A 16492-nucleotide genomic window follows, 5' to 3' on the forward strand; every position below is an offset into this window, starting at 1 on the left:
CCGTCTATAACTGAATTACGTTGCTTTCTTATGATAAAATCTAGGTACCTATGGTATATCAATGCTCTGTTAGCACTGGTAGCGCTATACATAGCTTATCGCATCTGGTTTGCTCCCCGTAAAGATGCCTGGAATTACATTCCAGATAACGCCTTTTTAGTGGTTGAAAGTTCGCAGATTCAACACTCACTATTTAATAAAAAAGGCATAGATTCAACACAACTGGCCGACATACCGTTTTTTTATGATGCCCTCCAGCCACTTAAAATCGTTGCGCAAAGCATTGATAATGACGAAACTGCTAAAAAATTTCTTGAGAAAAAACTTATTACTTATTCATTACACAGGGAAACTAAAAAAAATCTTGAATATATTCTTTACATTCCGGCAGGAGCTTTTGGCGATAGTGATTTCCTGAATCGTTTATCTAAACCTGACCCCGAAAAAAGAAAAGCCTATGTACGTACTTACAAGGGCTTTAGAATTGAAGAATTGTATACCGTTAATAACCAATTGCTGTTTAACTTTTTTTTGCATGACGACTTCCTGATTTGTAGTGGCTCAAAAGTCCTGATTGAAGAAGTAGCGAACCGCATTAAGTCGGGGGTTTCTATCGAGAGTGTTCCTTTTAAGCAAAGCCGAAGAGGTACTGCCCATATTTACTTTAAAAGCCGTAACCTGCAAGATGTGGCTGATATTCTGCCGTCGCAACTTTCACCCAATCTCATCGAATTTTTTGGTAATATTACCCCCAGAAACCCTGATATTGTTTTTGAAAAACAAAAGATTCCAAATACGGTTTCGGCTTATATTTATTCACAGGGAACAAGCACAATTCCGTTTCTTGGTATTTTTAGTCAACAGGTACCACAGCCTTTCACTTGTACTAATCTGATACCCGAAAATACAGCCATTACGTTTCGTATCAGTTTCAGAAACAAAAATAAACTTATTCAGGGCTTTAATAATTACTTCAAAGGAAATGAACAGGCTTTGCTGGCTGAACGAGATAGCCTGAACCGCTTTTTAAATGTTAACCTCACAGACCTTTATTCAATTTTGAAAAACGAAGTGGTGTTGTGCGAAATGGAAACAACAGCCGACGAGCCTTCTAAAAAAATATTACTCATTAAAACCGAAGACCCCGCCGAGGCCCTGAACTCATTTGATGACTTGGCCGATAATGCCGAAAAACTATCGTCTTACTTTAAGCCTGTGCCTTTTAGTTATCTCAACAACTACGTTCGGAAAATACAAATAAGCCAGTTGCCAGCCTTATTGTTCGGTTCTGTTTTCAGGGGGTTTGCTGATTGTTATTATACCCAGATTGGTGACTACATGATTCTGGCTAGTGACGATGACGCCATGAGGGAATACCTTAATAACCTGAATTTTGGGCAAACGTGGGCTAAGTCAAATATCTATACCGATTTTATCAAGAAATTACGCCCACAGGCACAAGTTACAGCTATTATTAGCCCGCAAAGAATCTGGAATAATATTTATTACTCACTGCCTCAGAAGTGGCAGAACACTACCATTAAACATGAACAACGAGCAAAGGCTTTACGGTTTGTGGCTGTCGAAAACTTTGTGGTGAATAATACTTTCGGGACGAAGTTCCTGATTGAAAAAATACCCCAGACTCAAAAAGAAGTCTTAATTAACCGTTTCTTTCTGCAAGATAGCCTTAGTATAAGCTCGGCGTTTGTGGGTAAACCTTTTATTATAAAAAATGCTTACAATACATCTGAAGAAATTTTGTTGCAAAATACAGATACTCAGGCCGTATTGTTGAGCAATGGCGCGAAAGAAATCAATAAAATACCTCTGGGGCAGCCACTTACCAGTGCGTACCTCTTACCGACAGATTATTTTCAGAATGGTACGCTGCATTATCTGGCTACAACTGCCGACAAACTTCTGTTTTTTACAAGAGAAAACAAAACAGGGCTGATAGCCAATTATGCTGATATTGATTTTAATGGTTCAATAAAAGCCGTAGCCGCTAGCGAAACCAAGATATACGTAGCAGATGCCGGTGGTAACATTTATATGATAAACGAAGAAACCCAGAAAATTAATCGTATAAAAACACCTGTAAGTTTTGCTGATATTATGCGTATTCATCCGGTTAAGTTTAAGAATAATACTTATCTGGCCATCTTACAAAAAGATGGTACGCTAAACGTAATTTATGAGCAGGGGCCTTTTCTGCATGGTTTTCCGAAGGTTCCGCTAAATACTAGGCCCTCTGAGATGGTTATTGAAGAAGGGCAGGGCAAAAACTCAATTATTACGCTTATATCGGAAACCGGCGAAATAAAGAAAGTAGATATGAACGGAAATTCGCTGGAAAATGCCAGTATTCAGCTTGAACGACCTGATAAAGCTACCATTTTTGAAGTGATTTTCGACCAAAACCACAAAGATTGGCTAATTGTTCGTCGTACACCTACTTCGCTCATTATCATGAACAAACAAGGGAATTCTATTCTGGAAATAGGCAGTACCAATTTTATGAAATCACAGTTGCGCTATTTTGATTTAGGTAACGATTTGCGTTTTGTTGGCATTTTTGATGGAAAAAACAACACTTTGTTCGACCTGAAGGGTAGAATGCTAGGCGACAAGCCTCTTCCTGCTACGGCTTTGCCTGCGCTCTCGTACTCTGAGGCTTTTAACAAGTTATTTATCTATAACACTAACAAGACCCGATTTGAGGTATGGTCGGTAAAATTGAAATAGAAAATATTACTTGCCAAGTGCTTCTTTAATCTGTTGAATCAAGAGAACCCTATCCATAAAACGTTCCGTCTTTGAAGGCTAGTTGGTCTAAGTGATATTTCGTGGTATTTTAATTGAATGGGTTGTGCCGACACATGGATTTGACAAGCCGAATTATATCCATTTATTTTTCTGAGCCATTTGTATGGCTTCTAGTTTGGAATGTACGTGTAGTTTACGATAGATATTTTCTGTGTGCTTACGGGTAGTTCTGGCCGAGATAAAAAGACGGTCGGCTATTTGCGTGTAGCTTAAACCACTGGCAATTTTTTCCAGAATTTCAATTTCTCTTTTAGATAAATTAAACGATTGTGGCGATAAATACTGAGCTTCTGTTTCCTTAATGGCATCTTGTTTACGGAGTATATCAAGCATCTTGGCTGCTATAATCGGCGACATCGGTGCGCCACCGTCCATTAGTTCTTCAATACTTTTTAGAATTTTACTTGGCTTTTCGTCTTTCAGTAAATACCCCGAAGCTCCAGCTTTAATGGCTTCAAAAATTTTGTCGTCACGGTCAAGCACCGTAAGCATTATTATTTTCTGTAACGGGTTCTTGTGCTTTATTTCGCGGGTTGCCTCAATGCCATCCATTACAGGCATTTCAATATCCATCAGAATAACATCGGGCTGATATACCATGAGTTTATCCAGTGCATCGCGGCCGTTTATAGCCTTAAAGTCAATGTGCAACTCTTCAAAAACCGAAAGGTTTTCGCTGATATTATTTAATAATACAGGGTTGTCGTCTACAAGACCGATGCTGATAATATTCATACGAATAATATTTTTACAAATTAATGCCTTATTTGCTAGTTGTTCAATACGGCATTTGTCGTATAAATGGGCAATTCTATGCTAATAGTAGTACCACAACCTGCTGCTGATTGTATACTTAGTTGGCCGCCAATTTCTTGTATCCGGTTACGCATATTCCTTATTCCGTAAGATTCGTTCGATTGGGTTTGAGTTTCAGACATACCTATGCCATTATCCTGAATAGCTAGACTTATTTTTCCTTCGGTTTGTTGGCAATTAATAGTAAGCTGTGTGGCTTGTGCGTGTTTCAATACATTTTGGATAGCCTCCTGAATAACCCTGAAAAGGTTAATGGCTTGCATTGAGCTAATGGTGGTGTTGGGGGAGTCTAATGAAAAACGAATGGCTGTGTCAAGCCTGTCATCAATGGCATTTAATACATAATTACGTAAGCGTTTGTCGAAATCATCCAGACTAATAGCCGACTGGTGCGTTGCCCAGATAGTGTCACGTAGACTCTGTACCGCCATACGTACATTTTCATTGATTTTTTCGAGTTTCTGAGGCTCCAGTTTTTGTTTATGCGCCAGATAAGTAGCTGTGTCGAGGCTGGTGGCAACAATCGTAAGCTGAGACCCTACACTATCGTGGAGGTCACGGCTGATACGTTCTTTTTCGTATTGCAGCGTTAATTCATTTTCAAGAGCGCGTCGGGCTTGTTGTTCTTTTTCTTCCCGCAGTGTTTTGTAACGAATACTTAAGCCAAACATCAACACAACAATGTCAAACACCACACAAGCTACCTGTACTTTCTGGTCGAGCAGCCAGCTATGTTCAATAAATTCAAACGTACGGAAGTAGGATAAAACACCAAAAGCAAAGAAAGGTGTAATACCAATGAGGTAATTTTTGGCTAGCAAGGTGTTAATCTTTCGGACATAGCTATACACAACAAAATAAAAACTAAACACGATGGTAAGTAAAAAACAACATATCATAACAACCAGCAAGGCGTAGGGCTGGCTACCAGTGGTTTCCTGAAAATAGGTAAGGGCTGCTCTTTGCGGAATCAGTAGAAGTAATAAGCCAAGTGTTATTCGCCAGATGATGCGATTGGTTCGGCTGAATGTATGCCCACCCATGACATAATTTTTAATAAAAAGTACCAGAAACACTAGCGAGAACCAAAGCATCCAGTTGCGGAGTTCAGCACCTGAAATAAATCCGATACCCTGCTGATAAAAAGGCAGGAAAAAACCCGCCCCTGTAAGTGTATAACCCAGCCCGAACAGGATGTATAGTGCATAATACAGATAAACCCTGTCTTTGTTTGTAAAGAAGATAACTATCGAAAACAAAAAAACAATGCCCACAATGCCTGTAAAGAAACTATAATAGCTGGTGTCAAAAATATTATACGCAAAAAAATCGGCTTCGTTTCTTACGCTCACCTCACCTTTTATGAGCATCCTTTTTTTGTAAAATCGGGCATAAACGGTGGTATCGGTATATGGCTTTAGTAGAACAGGCAGGATGAAATTCCGGTGCGGATACAGCCTTTCAGTAAAAGGTGTCTGCCAGTTAAGGGCTTTTATAAGTGTTAAATCCTGCTTGTAGAAAAACACAGAGTCGAACCACACAAAGCCAATTTCTATATAGTATTTTTTGTAGGTATTACTATGGTTGCTGATAGATACCCTCAGCCAATGATTAGCACTGTCTTGTCCGAAATTAATAAGATTATCGGGTAATGACCCGAACGCCTGCTTTGCAATGGCTTGGCCCGATAACGCTTTGCTTTCATCTCTGAAATAATCAATACGATGCTGAGCTAAAGCACTACACGAAAAAAACACACTATATATAAACAAATAAAGTAAGGGTAGCTTCATTTATGGCTATTTATAGATTAAAAATAGGGCAATTGCCTTATTGAACGGGGTAGTATTTCTTTAGAATTTTGTCCCATTCAATTTTGAAGTTTTCTGAAAGGCTGGCATAGCTCAGAATTCAGCGGAAATTAATACATCTGGGTGAATTTTCTGAAAAAAAACTAAAAAATTGATACCATAACCCTAGTACTCCCCAACTAAACAATAAAATACCCGTAAAGTAAATAGCTTATTTATCAATATTACCCTTAAAATTTCATTCATTAAACAGTCTTCATGACCATGAAAAAACTCATCTACGCTTTTATTATTTTATTCGCCATTGCTTGTAAGCCCGAAACAGCCACCCCCGAAGACCCCGTAAGTAAAGATTGTATGATTCAAAGGCTTGCTTATGACGACGGCAGCACTTATGACTACAAGTTTAGTGCAAATAATCAACTGACCGAAATAAAATATATGTGGAAAGACGACAACGGCCAGCCACAAAATATAACAATGAAGTTTGACTACAATACCGCAGGTAATTTGCTGAAAGTTACCAATACAGAAGGCTACATTGATAATTATTTGTATGATAGTAACGGGTTATTAACCCGAATTGACTTTAAAGACCCAGACGGAAAAATGTATGAACAATTTACTGTTAAAATGGATGCTCAAAAACGTATTACAAGTTATACTACTCTTCAGGATGGTTTAAATGTAAATTACGAATATAATGGGCCAAATGGGGCATTTTCAAGGTCTGTTGTGCGCAGCGGGAACACTATTCTTGATGAGTTCATGATAAAAAGCTATGAAACAGATAAAAGCAAAAAAAGCTATGATATGGTAATTAAGGGGCATCCGTTTGACCCCAAGTTATTTACTAGTGATTTGATATATTCAGTTCCGCTTAACCTCAGCCCTTCTGGTGCAATAATTACGTCTGGCCAAGCCTATACGCAATATGACGAAAACTGGGATAAACTTACATCTAAGTCTCGTCTTTACTGGGATGTAAATATAAAACATACCTATAACTCAAATGGCTTCATTACTAAAAGAGAATCTGAAGAAAAAATCTCTGGTCAGAAATTCGTAGACCTCTTTACTTATACTAATTGCAATTAATTTTAAACAGACTCACGCATGAAAAAGATACTTACCATAATTGTTTTATTAAGCTGTGCCATTGCTACGCTAGCAACACCAGACCCCAAAAAGAAAAACTTGAAAAAAGTTAGGGTTGATGGCAAAACCATTTCAGTGCCGACGCCACCTAAAAAGAGAATATAATGCTCGCCGATACACTCAAAACATAGTTTGCAATAAACAGAAGCCCGTTTAACCACGGGCTTTGTTGTGGGTAATGTGCCAATCATGTCAATGAATGAAGGGCAGAAGTGCCAGAGTTTTGTGTAAAATCTACATAACTAAGGCACTACATGAACAAACTGTAATGCTTTTTCATAAATGTATTATTTGTAAATAAGTAAGTTTCAAAACTAGTATAAGTATCTACGAGATAGTGTTAAGATTTTCCTAATGATTTGTGAATGTTTGTTAACGCCAGAAAACCCAACAGAAAAACCGGAAATATGAGTAGGTGGCTCAAGAAATGGTACGTTTATATACCCCAAAACTGACAGATAATCATCTCAGATTTGCCTCTGCTGAAACAACTTTTAGGTGTATTGTGTATTATACCGCAAAACAGCATTTTTATAAAACTTTCTGTTGGGTTAACAGCAAGTTTCTTTTATAACAAAACGGGGGCCGATGATTTTCCTAACCAATTGATAACGAGAAAAATAATTGAAAAATATTTTAGTATTATTTTGCAGGCAAAAAAAAGAATTGTATCTTTGCACCTCAATTAAAAAACGGAGCACTTCTCATTTGGTTAAATGAAGTCTCGAATCATTCGGGAAACCAATTTAACTTTGACTGTAACCACACTTGCGAACTAGTTTCGTAAAATAATTCAGAAACAGTCTCCGAAAGCTATAAATTTTACAGGAATCACTGCAAGGCAACAAGGAATCATCCTGCACCTTTTAGTTTTGCGACCTTACCCACGTGGCTCTGGCCAGAGGGTTTGCAGTGTAATGAACAAGTTGGCAGTAGCCAACCTCTGGAAATAGTAAATAATTTTTTGACCGAAGTTTGTAATAGTGCATTTTTTTTGGGAATTTTGCACCCCCGTTCGGACGCCGAATGACAATTTGGCAGAAGAAGATTCAAAATTAGGTTATAATAGCAAAATAAAGCGTAAAATACCATGTCTGGAATTATCGGAAAGAAAGTTGGAATGACAACTATCTTCAACGCAGAAGGTCAAGCAGTACCATGTACTTTAATCGAAGCAGGCCCATGTGTTGTAACTCAGGTTCGTACTGAAGAAAAAGATGGCTACAAAGCTATTCAATTAGGTTACGGCGAGAAAAAAGAAAAAAACACTAGCCGCCCGTTAGTAGGTCATTTCAAAAAAGCTGGCACAACGCCTAAACGCAAATTAGTAGAGTTCAAAGAATTTGAAAAAGAATACAGCCTTGGCGATACCATCCGTATTGAAGATGTATTTGCAGTAGGTGATTTCCTAGATGCAAGTGGCAACTCAAAAGGTCGTGGTTTTCAAGGGGTAGTAAAACGTCACGGATTTGGTGGTGTTGGTGGTCAAACCCACGGTCAGCACAACCGCGGTCGTCACCCTGGTTCAATCGGTGCTTGTTCATTCCCATCAAGAGTATTCAAAGGTCTTCGTATGGCTGGCCGCATGGGTAACACCCGTACAACCGTACAAAACCTTAAAGTTTTAAAAGTATTGGCCGACCAGAACTTAATCGTTATTAGTGGTTCAGTACCGGGTGCGAAAAACACTTTTATTACTTTACATAAATAAGAAATGATTGAGTGAGACTCATCATAGTAGAGTAGCTCAATCAATATTTATTAATCAGATAGGTCGATACCGAACGACATCGAAAAAAACGGTAGCAAAAATGGAATTATCAGTATTAAGCAAAGACGGAAAAGACTTAGGTCGTAAGGCAGTATTGTCAGACGATATTTTCGGAATTGAGCCAAACACACACGTGGTTTACTTAGATGTAAAACACTATTTGGCTAATCAGCGTCAAGGCACGCACAAAGCAAAACAAAGAGCAGAAATTGCACGTTCAACCAAGAAAATTGTTCGTCAAAAAGGTTCAGGCGGTGCACGTCACGGTTCAACCAAAGCTCCAACCTTCGTAGGTGGTGGTCGTGTATTCGGGCCAGTTCCACGTGATTACGATTTCAAATTGAACAAAAAAGTTAAAGTATTGGCTCGTAAATCAGTTCTTTCAGCCAGAGCCAAAGAGAATAACATCTCAGTTATTGAAGACTTTACTTTTGACTCTCCAAAGACAAAATCTTATTTAACATTTTTGGGTGCATTGTCATTAACAGGAAGCAAGACACTTTTCATTTTGCCTGCTTACGATAGCAATGTGTATTTATCAGCTCGTAACATTCCTAAAACTAAAGTTTTGAGTGCTGACGAAGTAAGTACTTATGACTTAATCAATGCTGATAAGTTAATCATTAGCGAAGGTGCTTTGTCAAAAATTGAATCAATATTGAATTAAAAGCTGCAATAGCTTTGCTAATAAAATAAAAAAATGAGCGTACTTAAAAGACCAATCATCACCGAAAAAACACAAAAAAGCACTGCTAAAGGCAAGTTTGTGTTTGAAGTGGCAATGGATGCGAATAAAATCGAAATCGCAAAGGCTGTCGAAAAGATGTACGGTGTATCAGTTACTGACGTAAACACCATTCGTCAAATCGGTAAAAAGAAATCAAGAATGACTCGTAGCAGAGCATCTTCAGGTGTTACATCTACTTTCAAAAAAGCAATTGTAACGCTTAAAGAAGGAGAAATGATTGATTTCTACGAAAATTTATAAGAACCGATTCGCTGAGAGTCGTTCCATCATTAAATTTCAGGTATAGCCTTCAAAGGCTGCAAAAGATTAAGTAAAAATGGGTATCAAGAAATTAAAACCAATCACCCCGGGCCAACGTCATCGTGTAGCTCCTGATTTCTCTGAAATTACGGCAAGTAAACCAGAGAAAAGCCTGACAATCACGATTAAGAAAACCGGTGGTCGTAATAACGAAGGACACCGCACCGCACGTTACATCGGTGGTGGCCACAAACGCAGATATCGTATCATAGACTTCAAAAGAAGCAAAGTAGATGTTTCGGCTGAAGTAAAAACTATCGAGTACGATCCAAACCGCTCGGCACGTATCGCTTTAGTGCAATACACTGACGGCGAAAAGGCTTATATCATTGCCCCACAAGGCTTGAAAGTAGGTCAGACAATCATCGCAGGTAAAACAGTTGCTCCTGAAATTGGTAACGCGCTTCCACTAGGTAGCATGCCACTAGGTACAATTGTTCACAATATCGAGCTTCACCCTGGCAAAGGTGCACAAATGGCACGTAGCGCAGGAACCTACGCTCAGGTATTGGCGAAAGATGGCAAATATGTAACATTGAAAATGCCTTCAGGTGAAATGAGAATGGTACTTGCTACTTGTATTGCAACAGTAGGAACAGTATCAAACGCTGACCACATGAACGTAACTTACGGAAAAGCTGGTCGTAAACGCTGGTTAGGTGTACGTCCGAGAGTAAGAGGTGTTGCTATGAACCCAGTTGATCACCCAATGGGTGGTGGTGAAGGCCGTGCATCGGGAGGACACCCTCGTTCACGTAATGGCTTACTAGCTAAAGGTAAGAAAACCCGTGATAAAACGAAGCCATCAACCAAGCTAATCGTTTCTAGAAGAAGTAAATAATCAAAATAAAGAATATAGATAAGTATTTATGGCACGCTCATTAAAAAAAGGACCATATATTGATTACCGCCTCGACAAAAAAGTTGTTGACATGAACAACTCAGGCAAAAAGTCAGTCATCAAAACATGGTCGCGTCGCTCAATGATTTCTCCTGATTTCATTGGACATACTTTCGCAGTACATAACGGAAATAAATTTATTCCGGTATATGTAACTGATAACATGGTAGGACACAAATTGGGTGAGTTCTCCCCAACCCGTAACTTCCGTGGACACATCGCAAAGAAAGATAAAGGAAAAAGATAATAATTGTACATTTGTAAAAAATGGAAGCAGTAGCAAAATTAAGTGATTATCCTACCTCGCCACGTAAGGCAAGACTGGTAGCAGACCTGATCAGAGGTAAAAAGGTAAGCCAAGCGCTAGGTATATTGAGCTTTCAGCCTCAACATGCTTCACCTGTTATCAAGAAGGTCTTGTTATCAGCAGTAGCTAACTGGCAACAAAAAAACGAAGACCAGAAAATTGAAGACGCAGAATTAGTTGTGAAATCAATTTTTGTAGATGGTGGACGTATGATTAAACGTTTAAGACCTGCGCCACAAGGCCGTGCGTACAGAGTCCGTAAACGTTCACATCACCTTACTATTGTAGTTGATAGTGCAGTTTAATTATTAATAAGCGAACGATATACTACTCGTATCGCATCACTTACTACGACGATGAAGTCGTAAAACCTAAGAAAATAATAAGTAATGGGACAAAAAGTAAATCCTGTCAGTCTTAGACTTGGTTATATCAGAGGTTGGGAATCTAACTGGTATGGTGGCAAAACATTTGCCGAAAAACTTGTCGAAGACCAAGAAATTCGTAAGTACGTGGCAGCACGTATTCCAAAAGGCGCGATTTCGAAAGTAGTTATCGAGCGTACCTTAAAGCGTATCACGCTTACCATCCATACAGCACGCCCAGGTGTTGTAATCGGAAAAGGTGGTAATGAAGTAGATAAGATTAAAGAAGAGTTGAAAAAACTGACCGGCAAAGACGTTCAGATCAACATCTACGAAATCAAACGCCCTGAGTTGGATGCTAAATTGATTGGTGAATCAATCGCTCAACAACTTGAAGCCCGTATCTCTTACCGCCGTGCCATGAAACAAGCAATTCAAGCCGCTGTTCGTGTTGGTGCGCAAGGTATCAAAGTGAAATTGGGTGGTCGTTTGGCAGGTGCCGAAATGGCCCGTAACGAGATGTACAAAGAAGGACGTATCCCGCTTCATACACTTCGTGCTGATATTGATTATGCAGTATCAGAAGCCCTTACAGTATACGGTAAAATCGGTATTAAAGTATGGGTGTTCAAAGGCGAAGTATTTGGTAAACGTGATTTGACTCCAGCAGGTGGTGCTCAATCTCCGGCTAATGAAAGAGGTGGCGAAGGTGGTGCATCAGCATCTGATAGACGTGGCGGACGCGATGACCGTAGAGGTGGCGGACGTGATGATAGAAGAGGTGGTGGTAGAGGCGATGACAACAGAGGCGGCGACAGAGACCGTAACCGTAACAACCGTGGCGGAAATCGCAACAATAATAAAGGTAATAATAAGAGATAAATTTTTTAAGTTTCAGGTAGCCAGATTTCAACTACCGAAATTTTACTCCTGAAACTTAAAATATTTGAAACTTGAAACGAAGCACAGCAGTGCTGAAAATATAATAGCGTCATGTTACAACCAAGAAGAACCAAATTCCGTAAACAGCAAAAAGGCAGGATTAAAGGCCTTGCTACTCGTGGACACGAGATTGCTTTCGGAACATTCGCTATCAAATCTTTAGAGCCGGGTCGAATCACTGCTCGTCAGATTGAGGCAGCTCGTATCGGGGTTACCCGTGCAATGAAACGTGAAGGTCAGGTCTGGATTCGTATTTTCCCTGATAAACCTATCACTAAAAAGCCACTCGAAGTACGTATGGGTAAAGGTAAAGGTGCCCCAGAGTATTGGGTAGCTAGCGTAAAACCAGGTACTATTCTTTTCGAAGCAACAGGTGTACCTTTAGAAGTTGCTACTGAGGCTCTTCGTTTGGCAGCTCAGAAATTGCCAGTACAAACAAAATTTGTTGTACGCAGAGATTATCAGGAAAACGCAGAATAATCTGAAGGGTAAAACCTTAGGATAGTAACCTGAATGAGACCTTTATTTTTTACTCATTCATTCATTCAATAATAAAATGAAAAAGTCAGAAATCCAAGCATTGTCAGTTGAGCAGTTGAAGCAAAACATCGCTGTCGAAAAAGACAGAATCAACAAATTGAAGTTTGCTCATGCTATCACGCCTATCGAGAATCCGATGCGTATTCGTCAATCTCGTAGATTGATTGCTCAAATGTTGACAGAATTGAATGCCCGTTAATAATTAAATACCCTGAACATCAGGAATTAAGTAAAGAACAATGGAAAGAAATCTTAGAAAAGAGCGTATCGGAACGGTTGTTAGCAACAAGATGGATAAATCTGGCGTTGTAGCGGTAGTTCGTAAATTGAAACATCCGAAATACGGAAAGTTCATGCTCAAAACCAAGAAATTCATGTTCCATGACGAGAACAATGAAGCTGGTATCGGTGATACCGTTAAGATTCAGGAAACTCGCCCATTGAGCAAGAATAAGAATTGGAGACTAGTAGAAATCGTAGAAAAAGCGAAGTAATTTAAAGCTAATAGCTGTTAGCCTGATAGCTAATAGCCAACAAATTAAGACAATGTTACAGCAAGAATCAAGAGCAGGTGTTGCCGATAATAGTGGAGCAAAAGAAGTGCTTGTGATCCGTGTATTAGGCGGAACAGGCAAACGTTATGCTTCTATTGGTGACAAAGTTGTCGTATCAGTAAAATCGGCCTTATCTTCTTCAAACATGAAGAAAGGTACAGTATCGAAAGCTGTCGTAGTAAGAACCACCAAAGAGGTTCGTCGCAAAGATGGTTCATACATACGTTTTGAAGACAACGCAGTAGTATTATTAAACAACCAAGACGAGCCACGCGGTACTCGTATTTTCGGACCTGTTGCACGTGAATTACGTGAGAAACAATTCATGAAAATCGTTTCTTTGGCTCCTGAAGTTCTTTAATTTGAAAGCGGTACGTTAGGCAGAAACCTAGCCCGCCATTGAAACAAAGATGCACCAGCAACTTTGTTCAATGCTCAACTATTCAAATTTTCAAATTTAAAAGTAATGGAAAGAAAATTCAATAAGCAACAGAAACAACACGTACGCACTGGCGACACAGTTGAGGTGATTGCAGGTAATTCTAAAGGTAAACGTGGTAAAATAACTGAGGTTAACGCAGAAAAACAACGTGTAGTTGTAGAAGGCGTAAACATTCAGAAAAAACACGTGAAACCTTCAGCACAAAACCCTCAGGGTGAAATCCGTGAATTTGCTGGTTCAATTCATATCAGTAACGTAATGTTGGTTGACCCTGCAACAGGAAAACCTACACGTACTGGTCGTAAAGAAAACGACAAAGGCAAATTACAACGTTTCTCTAAAGAAACAGGTAAGTTTATATAAGGTATCCATGTCTGGTTGTGAAACCGGATTAATACGTGAGGGTCGGAAATCCTCATAAAAGCGATTCAAAAAAATGGCACGTTTAAGAGACAAATATACAACAGAAGTAGTACCAGCTTTGAAAGAAAAGTTTGGGTACAAATCAGTAATGCAGGTTCCTGTGTTGCAAAAAATCGTAGTAAACCGTGGTGTAGGTGCTGCAACAGGCGATAAAAAACTAATCGACAGCAGCTTAGAAGAAATTACAAATATCACAGGTCAGAAAGCAGTAGCAACCCTATCAAAAAAGGCGGTTTCTAACTTCAAACTTCGTGAAAATATGCCAATCGGTGTAAAAGTAACCCTTCGCGGAGATAAAATGTTCGAATTCCTTGACCGCCTGTGTGCAATTGCGCTTCCACGTGTGAGAGACTTCCAAGGTATCAGCGATAAAGGTTTTGACGGACGCGGAAACTATACCTTTGGTATTAAAGAGCAAATTATTTTCCCTGAGATTTCAATTGATAAAATCTCTAAAATTCAGGGGATGGATATAACCTTCGTAACATCGGCTCCAACCGACGCCGAGGCTTACGAATTATTAAAAGCAATGGGTCTTCCATTTGCAAGCAGCAAAAAGAAATAATCACAAAGAATTAAGTTTCTGAAAACAGCTTAATCAATAGTCAGACAATGGCAAAAGAATCAATAAAAGCAAGAGATAGAAAAAAAGAGGCAACAGTAGCAAGATATGCAGCTAAACGTGCCGCTTTGAAAGAAGCTAACGATTATCTTGGCTTGGATAAATTACCTCGCAATGCTTCTCCGGTTAGATTACATAACCGTTGTAAATTGACGGGTCGTCCAAGAGGGTATATGCGTAAGTTCGGTATCAACCGTGTTACCTTCCGCGAAATGGCAGGTAAAGGCTTGATTCCGGGTGTTACTAAAGCATCTTGGTAAGATAAGTAAAATTGTTTAGGAGAATTTCTTGAATAAATAGTCTTTATTCAAGAAATCTAAAATTCTGCTAAATAATAATTGCTTATTTATATACTATTTATTAAAAATATTTTCTAATTTTGCAGCCCAATTGAGAAAGTCGCGCTCGCGATACTACTCAATGTTGGCTTAGGTATCCAAAATTAAACAGCAAAATGATTACAACGGATCCAATAGCAGACTTCCTTACCAGAATCAGAAATGCCATCAAGGCACGTCACAGAGTGGTAGAAATTCCTGCTTCAAACATCAAAAAAGCGATTACACAAGTACTGTACGATAAAGGTTTTATTCAAAGCTATAAATTCGAAGAAACAGCTCCACAAGGTGTTATCAAAATTGCGTTAAAATACAATCCGGTTACGAAACAATCTGCAATCGTAGAATTGAAACGTGTTTCAAAACCAGGTTTACGTAAATACGCAGGTACAACTGAAATTCCACGTGTATTGAATGGATTAGGTATCGCTATCGTTTCTACCTCTAAAGGTGTAATGACAGACAAAGAAGCCCGTTCATTGAAAGTAGGTGGTGAAGTATTGTGCTATGTGTATTAATAGGTTAATAACCTGTTAATACCCTTAAATCTCTCGTTGCGGCATCTCTGCAACATAATTAAATGAATTGTTGACCGCTCTTGATAACTCGCCTCTCAGCGAAAGTGTCATGAAGCCTTAAACTCAAACAAAAAATGTCAAGAATTGGTAAAAAGCCAGTTGTTCTTCCAAGTGGAGTTACTATCACAGTTGATGAATCAAACGTTGTTACTGTAACAGGCCCTAAAGGAACCCTTACTCAGAAAGTTGATGCTGATATCAAAGTAGGTGTTGAAAACAACGAATTAAAAGTTGAAAGACCAACCGAACAAAAACGCCACAAAGCATTGCACGGTTTGTATCGCTCTTTAATCAATAACATGGTTATTGGTGTAAGTACAGGTTACAAAACTTCAATGGAAATTGTTGGGGTAGGTTACAAAGCCTCTAATAACGGAAACGTATTAGACCTTAGCTTAGGTTTTTCTCATAACGTGTACTTTGTTGTACCTTCAGAATTGAAAGTAACAACAGCCATGGAGAAAGGTAAAAACCCGCTTGTAACACTTGAAGGTACAGACAAACAACTGATTGGCCTTGTAGCTTCAAAAATCAGAGGTCTACGTAAAGTTGAGCCTTATAAAGGAAAAGGTATTCGTTTTGTTGGTGAAGTTGTTCGTCGCAAGGCTGGTAAAACCTCAGGTAAGAAGAAATAATCATTAGATATACAGGCAGCGAAATTCATTTCAAAGTCTTAAAATATTTACAACAATGTCAAGTGTAAAAACTGATAGAAGACAAAAAATTAAGTGGAGCATCCGTAGCAAGGTTTCAGGAACACCTGAAAGACCACGTTTAACGGTGTTTCGCTCAAATACAGCCATATACGCTCAGTTAATCGACGACACCCAAGGCGTTACTTTAGCAGCAGCATCAACATCAACTCTAGGATTGAAAGGTGTGAAAGTTGACAACTCAAAAGAAGTTGGTAAAAAACTTGCTGAAATCGCTACTGAAAAAGGTATCGGCTCTTGTGTGTTTGACCGTAACGGTTATTTGTATCATGGTAACATTAAAGCCTTGGCCGACGGTGCCAGAGAAGGCGGTTTGAAATTCTAATCTTGCAAT

The 16492-nt window shown here is 39.0% G+C and carries 22 protein-coding genes; 20 read left to right on the forward strand and 2 right to left on the reverse strand.

The window, feature by feature from the left end; genetic code table 11:
- The first annotated feature begins 30 nt into the window (after positions 1-30).
- A complete protein-coding gene (locus tag WAA15_RS14795) occupies positions 31-2748 on the forward strand; it encodes a hypothetical protein (RefSeq protein ID WP_337043567.1) in 2718 nt (905 codons plus the stop codon).
- A 153-nt stretch (positions 2749-2901) separates the two neighbouring features.
- On the opposite strand, the gene WAA15_RS14800 is transcribed toward WAA15_RS14795, so the two are convergent.
- On the reverse strand, positions 2902-3564 hold the full coding sequence (locus WAA15_RS14800) for a response regulator transcription factor (RefSeq protein WP_337043568.1): 663 nt from the start codon (positions 3562-3564) through the stop codon (positions 2902-2904).
- A 35-nt stretch (positions 3565-3599) separates the two neighbouring features.
- The gene (locus tag WAA15_RS14805) at positions 3600-5438 is read right to left on the reverse strand and encodes a sensor histidine kinase (protein ID WP_337043569.1); all 1839 of its coding nucleotides are present in this window, start codon (positions 5436-5438) and stop codon (positions 3600-3602) included.
- A 282-nt stretch (positions 5439-5720) separates the two neighbouring features.
- On the opposite strand from WAA15_RS14805, the gene WAA15_RS14810 reads away from it, so the two are divergent.
- The 19 genes from WAA15_RS14810 to rplR all read left to right on the forward strand — a co-directional run bounded on the left by WAA15_RS14810 (position 5721) and on the right by rplR (position 16483).
- Complete coding sequence (locus WAA15_RS14810) at positions 5721-6554, forward strand: RHS repeat domain-containing protein (protein ID WP_337043570.1); 834 nt, start codon at positions 5721-5723, stop codon at positions 6552-6554.
- Positions 6555-6572: 18 nt separating this feature from the next.
- Entirely contained in the window at positions 6573-6719 is a 147-nt protein-coding gene (locus WAA15_RS14815) for a hypothetical protein (RefSeq protein ID WP_337043572.1), read from the forward strand.
- A 985-nt stretch (positions 6720-7704) separates the two neighbouring features.
- On the forward strand, positions 7705-8325 hold the full coding sequence (rplC, locus tag WAA15_RS14820) for a 50S ribosomal protein L3 (protein WP_337043573.1): 621 nt from the start codon (positions 7705-7707) through the stop codon (positions 8323-8325).
- Between the two features lie 100 nt (positions 8326-8425).
- A complete protein-coding gene (rplD, locus tag WAA15_RS14825) occupies positions 8426-9052 on the forward strand; it encodes a 50S ribosomal protein L4 (RefSeq protein ID WP_337043574.1) in 627 nt (208 codons plus the stop codon).
- Positions 9053-9085: 33 nt separating this feature from the next.
- Complete coding sequence (rplW, locus tag WAA15_RS14830) at positions 9086-9373, forward strand: 50S ribosomal protein L23 (protein ID WP_337043575.1); 288 nt, start codon at positions 9086-9088, stop codon at positions 9371-9373.
- 76 nt (positions 9374-9449) lie between these two features.
- Positions 9450-10274, forward strand: a complete 825-nt coding sequence (gene rplB, locus WAA15_RS14835) for a 50S ribosomal protein L2 (RefSeq protein WP_337043576.1) — start codon at positions 9450-9452, stop codon at positions 10272-10274.
- Between the two features lie 28 nt (positions 10275-10302).
- The gene (gene rpsS, locus WAA15_RS14840) at positions 10303-10581 is read left to right on the forward strand and encodes a 30S ribosomal protein S19 (protein WP_116982338.1); all 279 of its coding nucleotides are present in this window, start codon (positions 10303-10305) and stop codon (positions 10579-10581) included.
- Positions 10582-10601: 20 nt separating this feature from the next.
- Complete coding sequence (rplV, locus tag WAA15_RS14845; protein ID WP_337043577.1) at positions 10602-10946, forward strand: 50S ribosomal protein L22; 345 nt, start codon at positions 10602-10604, stop codon at positions 10944-10946.
- 84 nt (positions 10947-11030) lie between these two features.
- Positions 11031-11888: a 30S ribosomal protein S3 gene (gene rpsC, locus WAA15_RS14850; RefSeq protein ID WP_337043578.1), complete on the forward strand. Its 858-nt coding sequence runs from the start codon at positions 11031-11033 to the stop codon at positions 11886-11888.
- Positions 11889-11999: 111 nt separating this feature from the next.
- A complete protein-coding gene (gene rplP, locus WAA15_RS14855; RefSeq protein ID WP_337043579.1) occupies positions 12000-12428 on the forward strand; it encodes a 50S ribosomal protein L16 in 429 nt (142 codons plus the stop codon).
- A gap of 76 nt (positions 12429-12504) precedes the next feature.
- On the forward strand, positions 12505-12687 hold the full coding sequence (gene rpmC / locus WAA15_RS14860) for a 50S ribosomal protein L29 (protein WP_337043580.1): 183 nt from the start codon (positions 12505-12507) through the stop codon (positions 12685-12687).
- Between the two features lie 40 nt (positions 12688-12727).
- Entirely contained in the window at positions 12728-12982 is a 255-nt protein-coding gene (gene rpsQ / locus WAA15_RS14865; protein WP_015027363.1) for a 30S ribosomal protein S17, read from the forward strand.
- A gap of 52 nt (positions 12983-13034) precedes the next feature.
- On the forward strand, positions 13035-13403 hold the full coding sequence (gene rplN, locus WAA15_RS14870; RefSeq protein ID WP_116982343.1) for a 50S ribosomal protein L14: 369 nt from the start codon (positions 13035-13037) through the stop codon (positions 13401-13403).
- 105 nt (positions 13404-13508) lie between these two features.
- Complete coding sequence (gene rplX, locus WAA15_RS14875; RefSeq protein WP_337043582.1) at positions 13509-13847, forward strand: 50S ribosomal protein L24; 339 nt, start codon at positions 13509-13511, stop codon at positions 13845-13847.
- Between the two features lie 73 nt (positions 13848-13920).
- On the forward strand, positions 13921-14472 hold the full coding sequence (gene rplE / locus WAA15_RS14880) for a 50S ribosomal protein L5 (RefSeq protein ID WP_337043583.1): 552 nt from the start codon (positions 13921-13923) through the stop codon (positions 14470-14472).
- Positions 14473-14519: 47 nt separating this feature from the next.
- Positions 14520-14789, forward strand: a complete 270-nt coding sequence (rpsN, locus tag WAA15_RS14885) for a 30S ribosomal protein S14 (RefSeq protein ID WP_337043584.1) — start codon at positions 14520-14522, stop codon at positions 14787-14789.
- A gap of 194 nt (positions 14790-14983) precedes the next feature.
- A complete protein-coding gene (gene rpsH, locus WAA15_RS14890; RefSeq protein ID WP_337043585.1) occupies positions 14984-15385 on the forward strand; it encodes a 30S ribosomal protein S8 in 402 nt (133 codons plus the stop codon).
- A 134-nt stretch (positions 15386-15519) separates the two neighbouring features.
- Entirely contained in the window at positions 15520-16080 is a 561-nt protein-coding gene (rplF, locus tag WAA15_RS14895; protein ID WP_337043586.1) for a 50S ribosomal protein L6, read from the forward strand.
- A gap of 55 nt (positions 16081-16135) precedes the next feature.
- On the forward strand, positions 16136-16483 hold the full coding sequence (gene rplR / locus WAA15_RS14900) for a 50S ribosomal protein L18 (protein ID WP_337043587.1): 348 nt from the start codon (positions 16136-16138) through the stop codon (positions 16481-16483).
- Positions 16484-16492: the final 9 nt, after the last annotated feature.

This window comes from Emticicia sp. 17c (assembly GCF_037153985.1).
GTDB lineage: Bacteria > Bacteroidota > Bacteroidia > Cytophagales > Spirosomataceae > Emticicia.

Bases quoted from the DNA above. Each gene is read 5' to 3' on its own strand.
- WAA15_RS14795 (WP_337043567.1), top strand. From the start codon at position 31: ATGATAAAATCTAGGTACCTATGGTATATCAATGCTCTGTTAGCACTG.
- WAA15_RS14800 (WP_337043568.1), bottom strand. From the start codon at position 3,564: ATGAATATTATCAGCATCGGTCTTGTAGACGACAACCCTGTATTATTA.
- WAA15_RS14805 (WP_337043569.1), bottom strand. From the start codon at position 5,438: ATGAAGCTACCCTTACTTTATTTGTTTATATATAGTGTGTTTTTTTCG.
- WAA15_RS14810 (WP_337043570.1), top strand. From the start codon at position 5,721: ATGAAAAAACTCATCTACGCTTTTATTATTTTATTCGCCATTGCTTGT.
- WAA15_RS14815 (WP_337043572.1), top strand. From the start codon at position 6,573: ATGAAAAAGATACTTACCATAATTGTTTTATTAAGCTGTGCCATTGCT.
- rplC (WP_337043573.1), top strand. From the start codon at position 7,705: ATGTCTGGAATTATCGGAAAGAAAGTTGGAATGACAACTATCTTCAAC.
- rplD (WP_337043574.1), top strand. From the start codon at position 8,426: ATGGAATTATCAGTATTAAGCAAAGACGGAAAAGACTTAGGTCGTAAG.
- rplW (WP_337043575.1), top strand. From the start codon at position 9,086: ATGAGCGTACTTAAAAGACCAATCATCACCGAAAAAACACAAAAAAGC.
- rplB (WP_337043576.1), top strand. From the start codon at position 9,450: ATGGGTATCAAGAAATTAAAACCAATCACCCCGGGCCAACGTCATCGT.
- rpsS (WP_116982338.1), top strand. From the start codon at position 10,303: ATGGCACGCTCATTAAAAAAAGGACCATATATTGATTACCGCCTCGAC.
- rplV (WP_337043577.1), top strand. From the start codon at position 10,602: ATGGAAGCAGTAGCAAAATTAAGTGATTATCCTACCTCGCCACGTAAG.
- rpsC (WP_337043578.1), top strand. From the start codon at position 11,031: ATGGGACAAAAAGTAAATCCTGTCAGTCTTAGACTTGGTTATATCAGA.
- rplP (WP_337043579.1), top strand. From the start codon at position 12,000: ATGTTACAACCAAGAAGAACCAAATTCCGTAAACAGCAAAAAGGCAGG.
- rpmC (WP_337043580.1), top strand. From the start codon at position 12,505: ATGAAAAAGTCAGAAATCCAAGCATTGTCAGTTGAGCAGTTGAAGCAA.
- rpsQ (WP_015027363.1), top strand. From the start codon at position 12,728: ATGGAAAGAAATCTTAGAAAAGAGCGTATCGGAACGGTTGTTAGCAAC.
- rplN (WP_116982343.1), top strand. From the start codon at position 13,035: ATGTTACAGCAAGAATCAAGAGCAGGTGTTGCCGATAATAGTGGAGCA.
- rplX (WP_337043582.1), top strand. From the start codon at position 13,509: ATGGAAAGAAAATTCAATAAGCAACAGAAACAACACGTACGCACTGGC.
- rplE (WP_337043583.1), top strand. From the start codon at position 13,921: ATGGCACGTTTAAGAGACAAATATACAACAGAAGTAGTACCAGCTTTG.
- rpsN (WP_337043584.1), top strand. From the start codon at position 14,520: ATGGCAAAAGAATCAATAAAAGCAAGAGATAGAAAAAAAGAGGCAACA.
- rpsH (WP_337043585.1), top strand. From the start codon at position 14,984: ATGATTACAACGGATCCAATAGCAGACTTCCTTACCAGAATCAGAAAT.
- rplF (WP_337043586.1), top strand. From the start codon at position 15,520: ATGTCAAGAATTGGTAAAAAGCCAGTTGTTCTTCCAAGTGGAGTTACT.
- rplR (WP_337043587.1), top strand. From the start codon at position 16,136: ATGTCAAGTGTAAAAACTGATAGAAGACAAAAAATTAAGTGGAGCATC.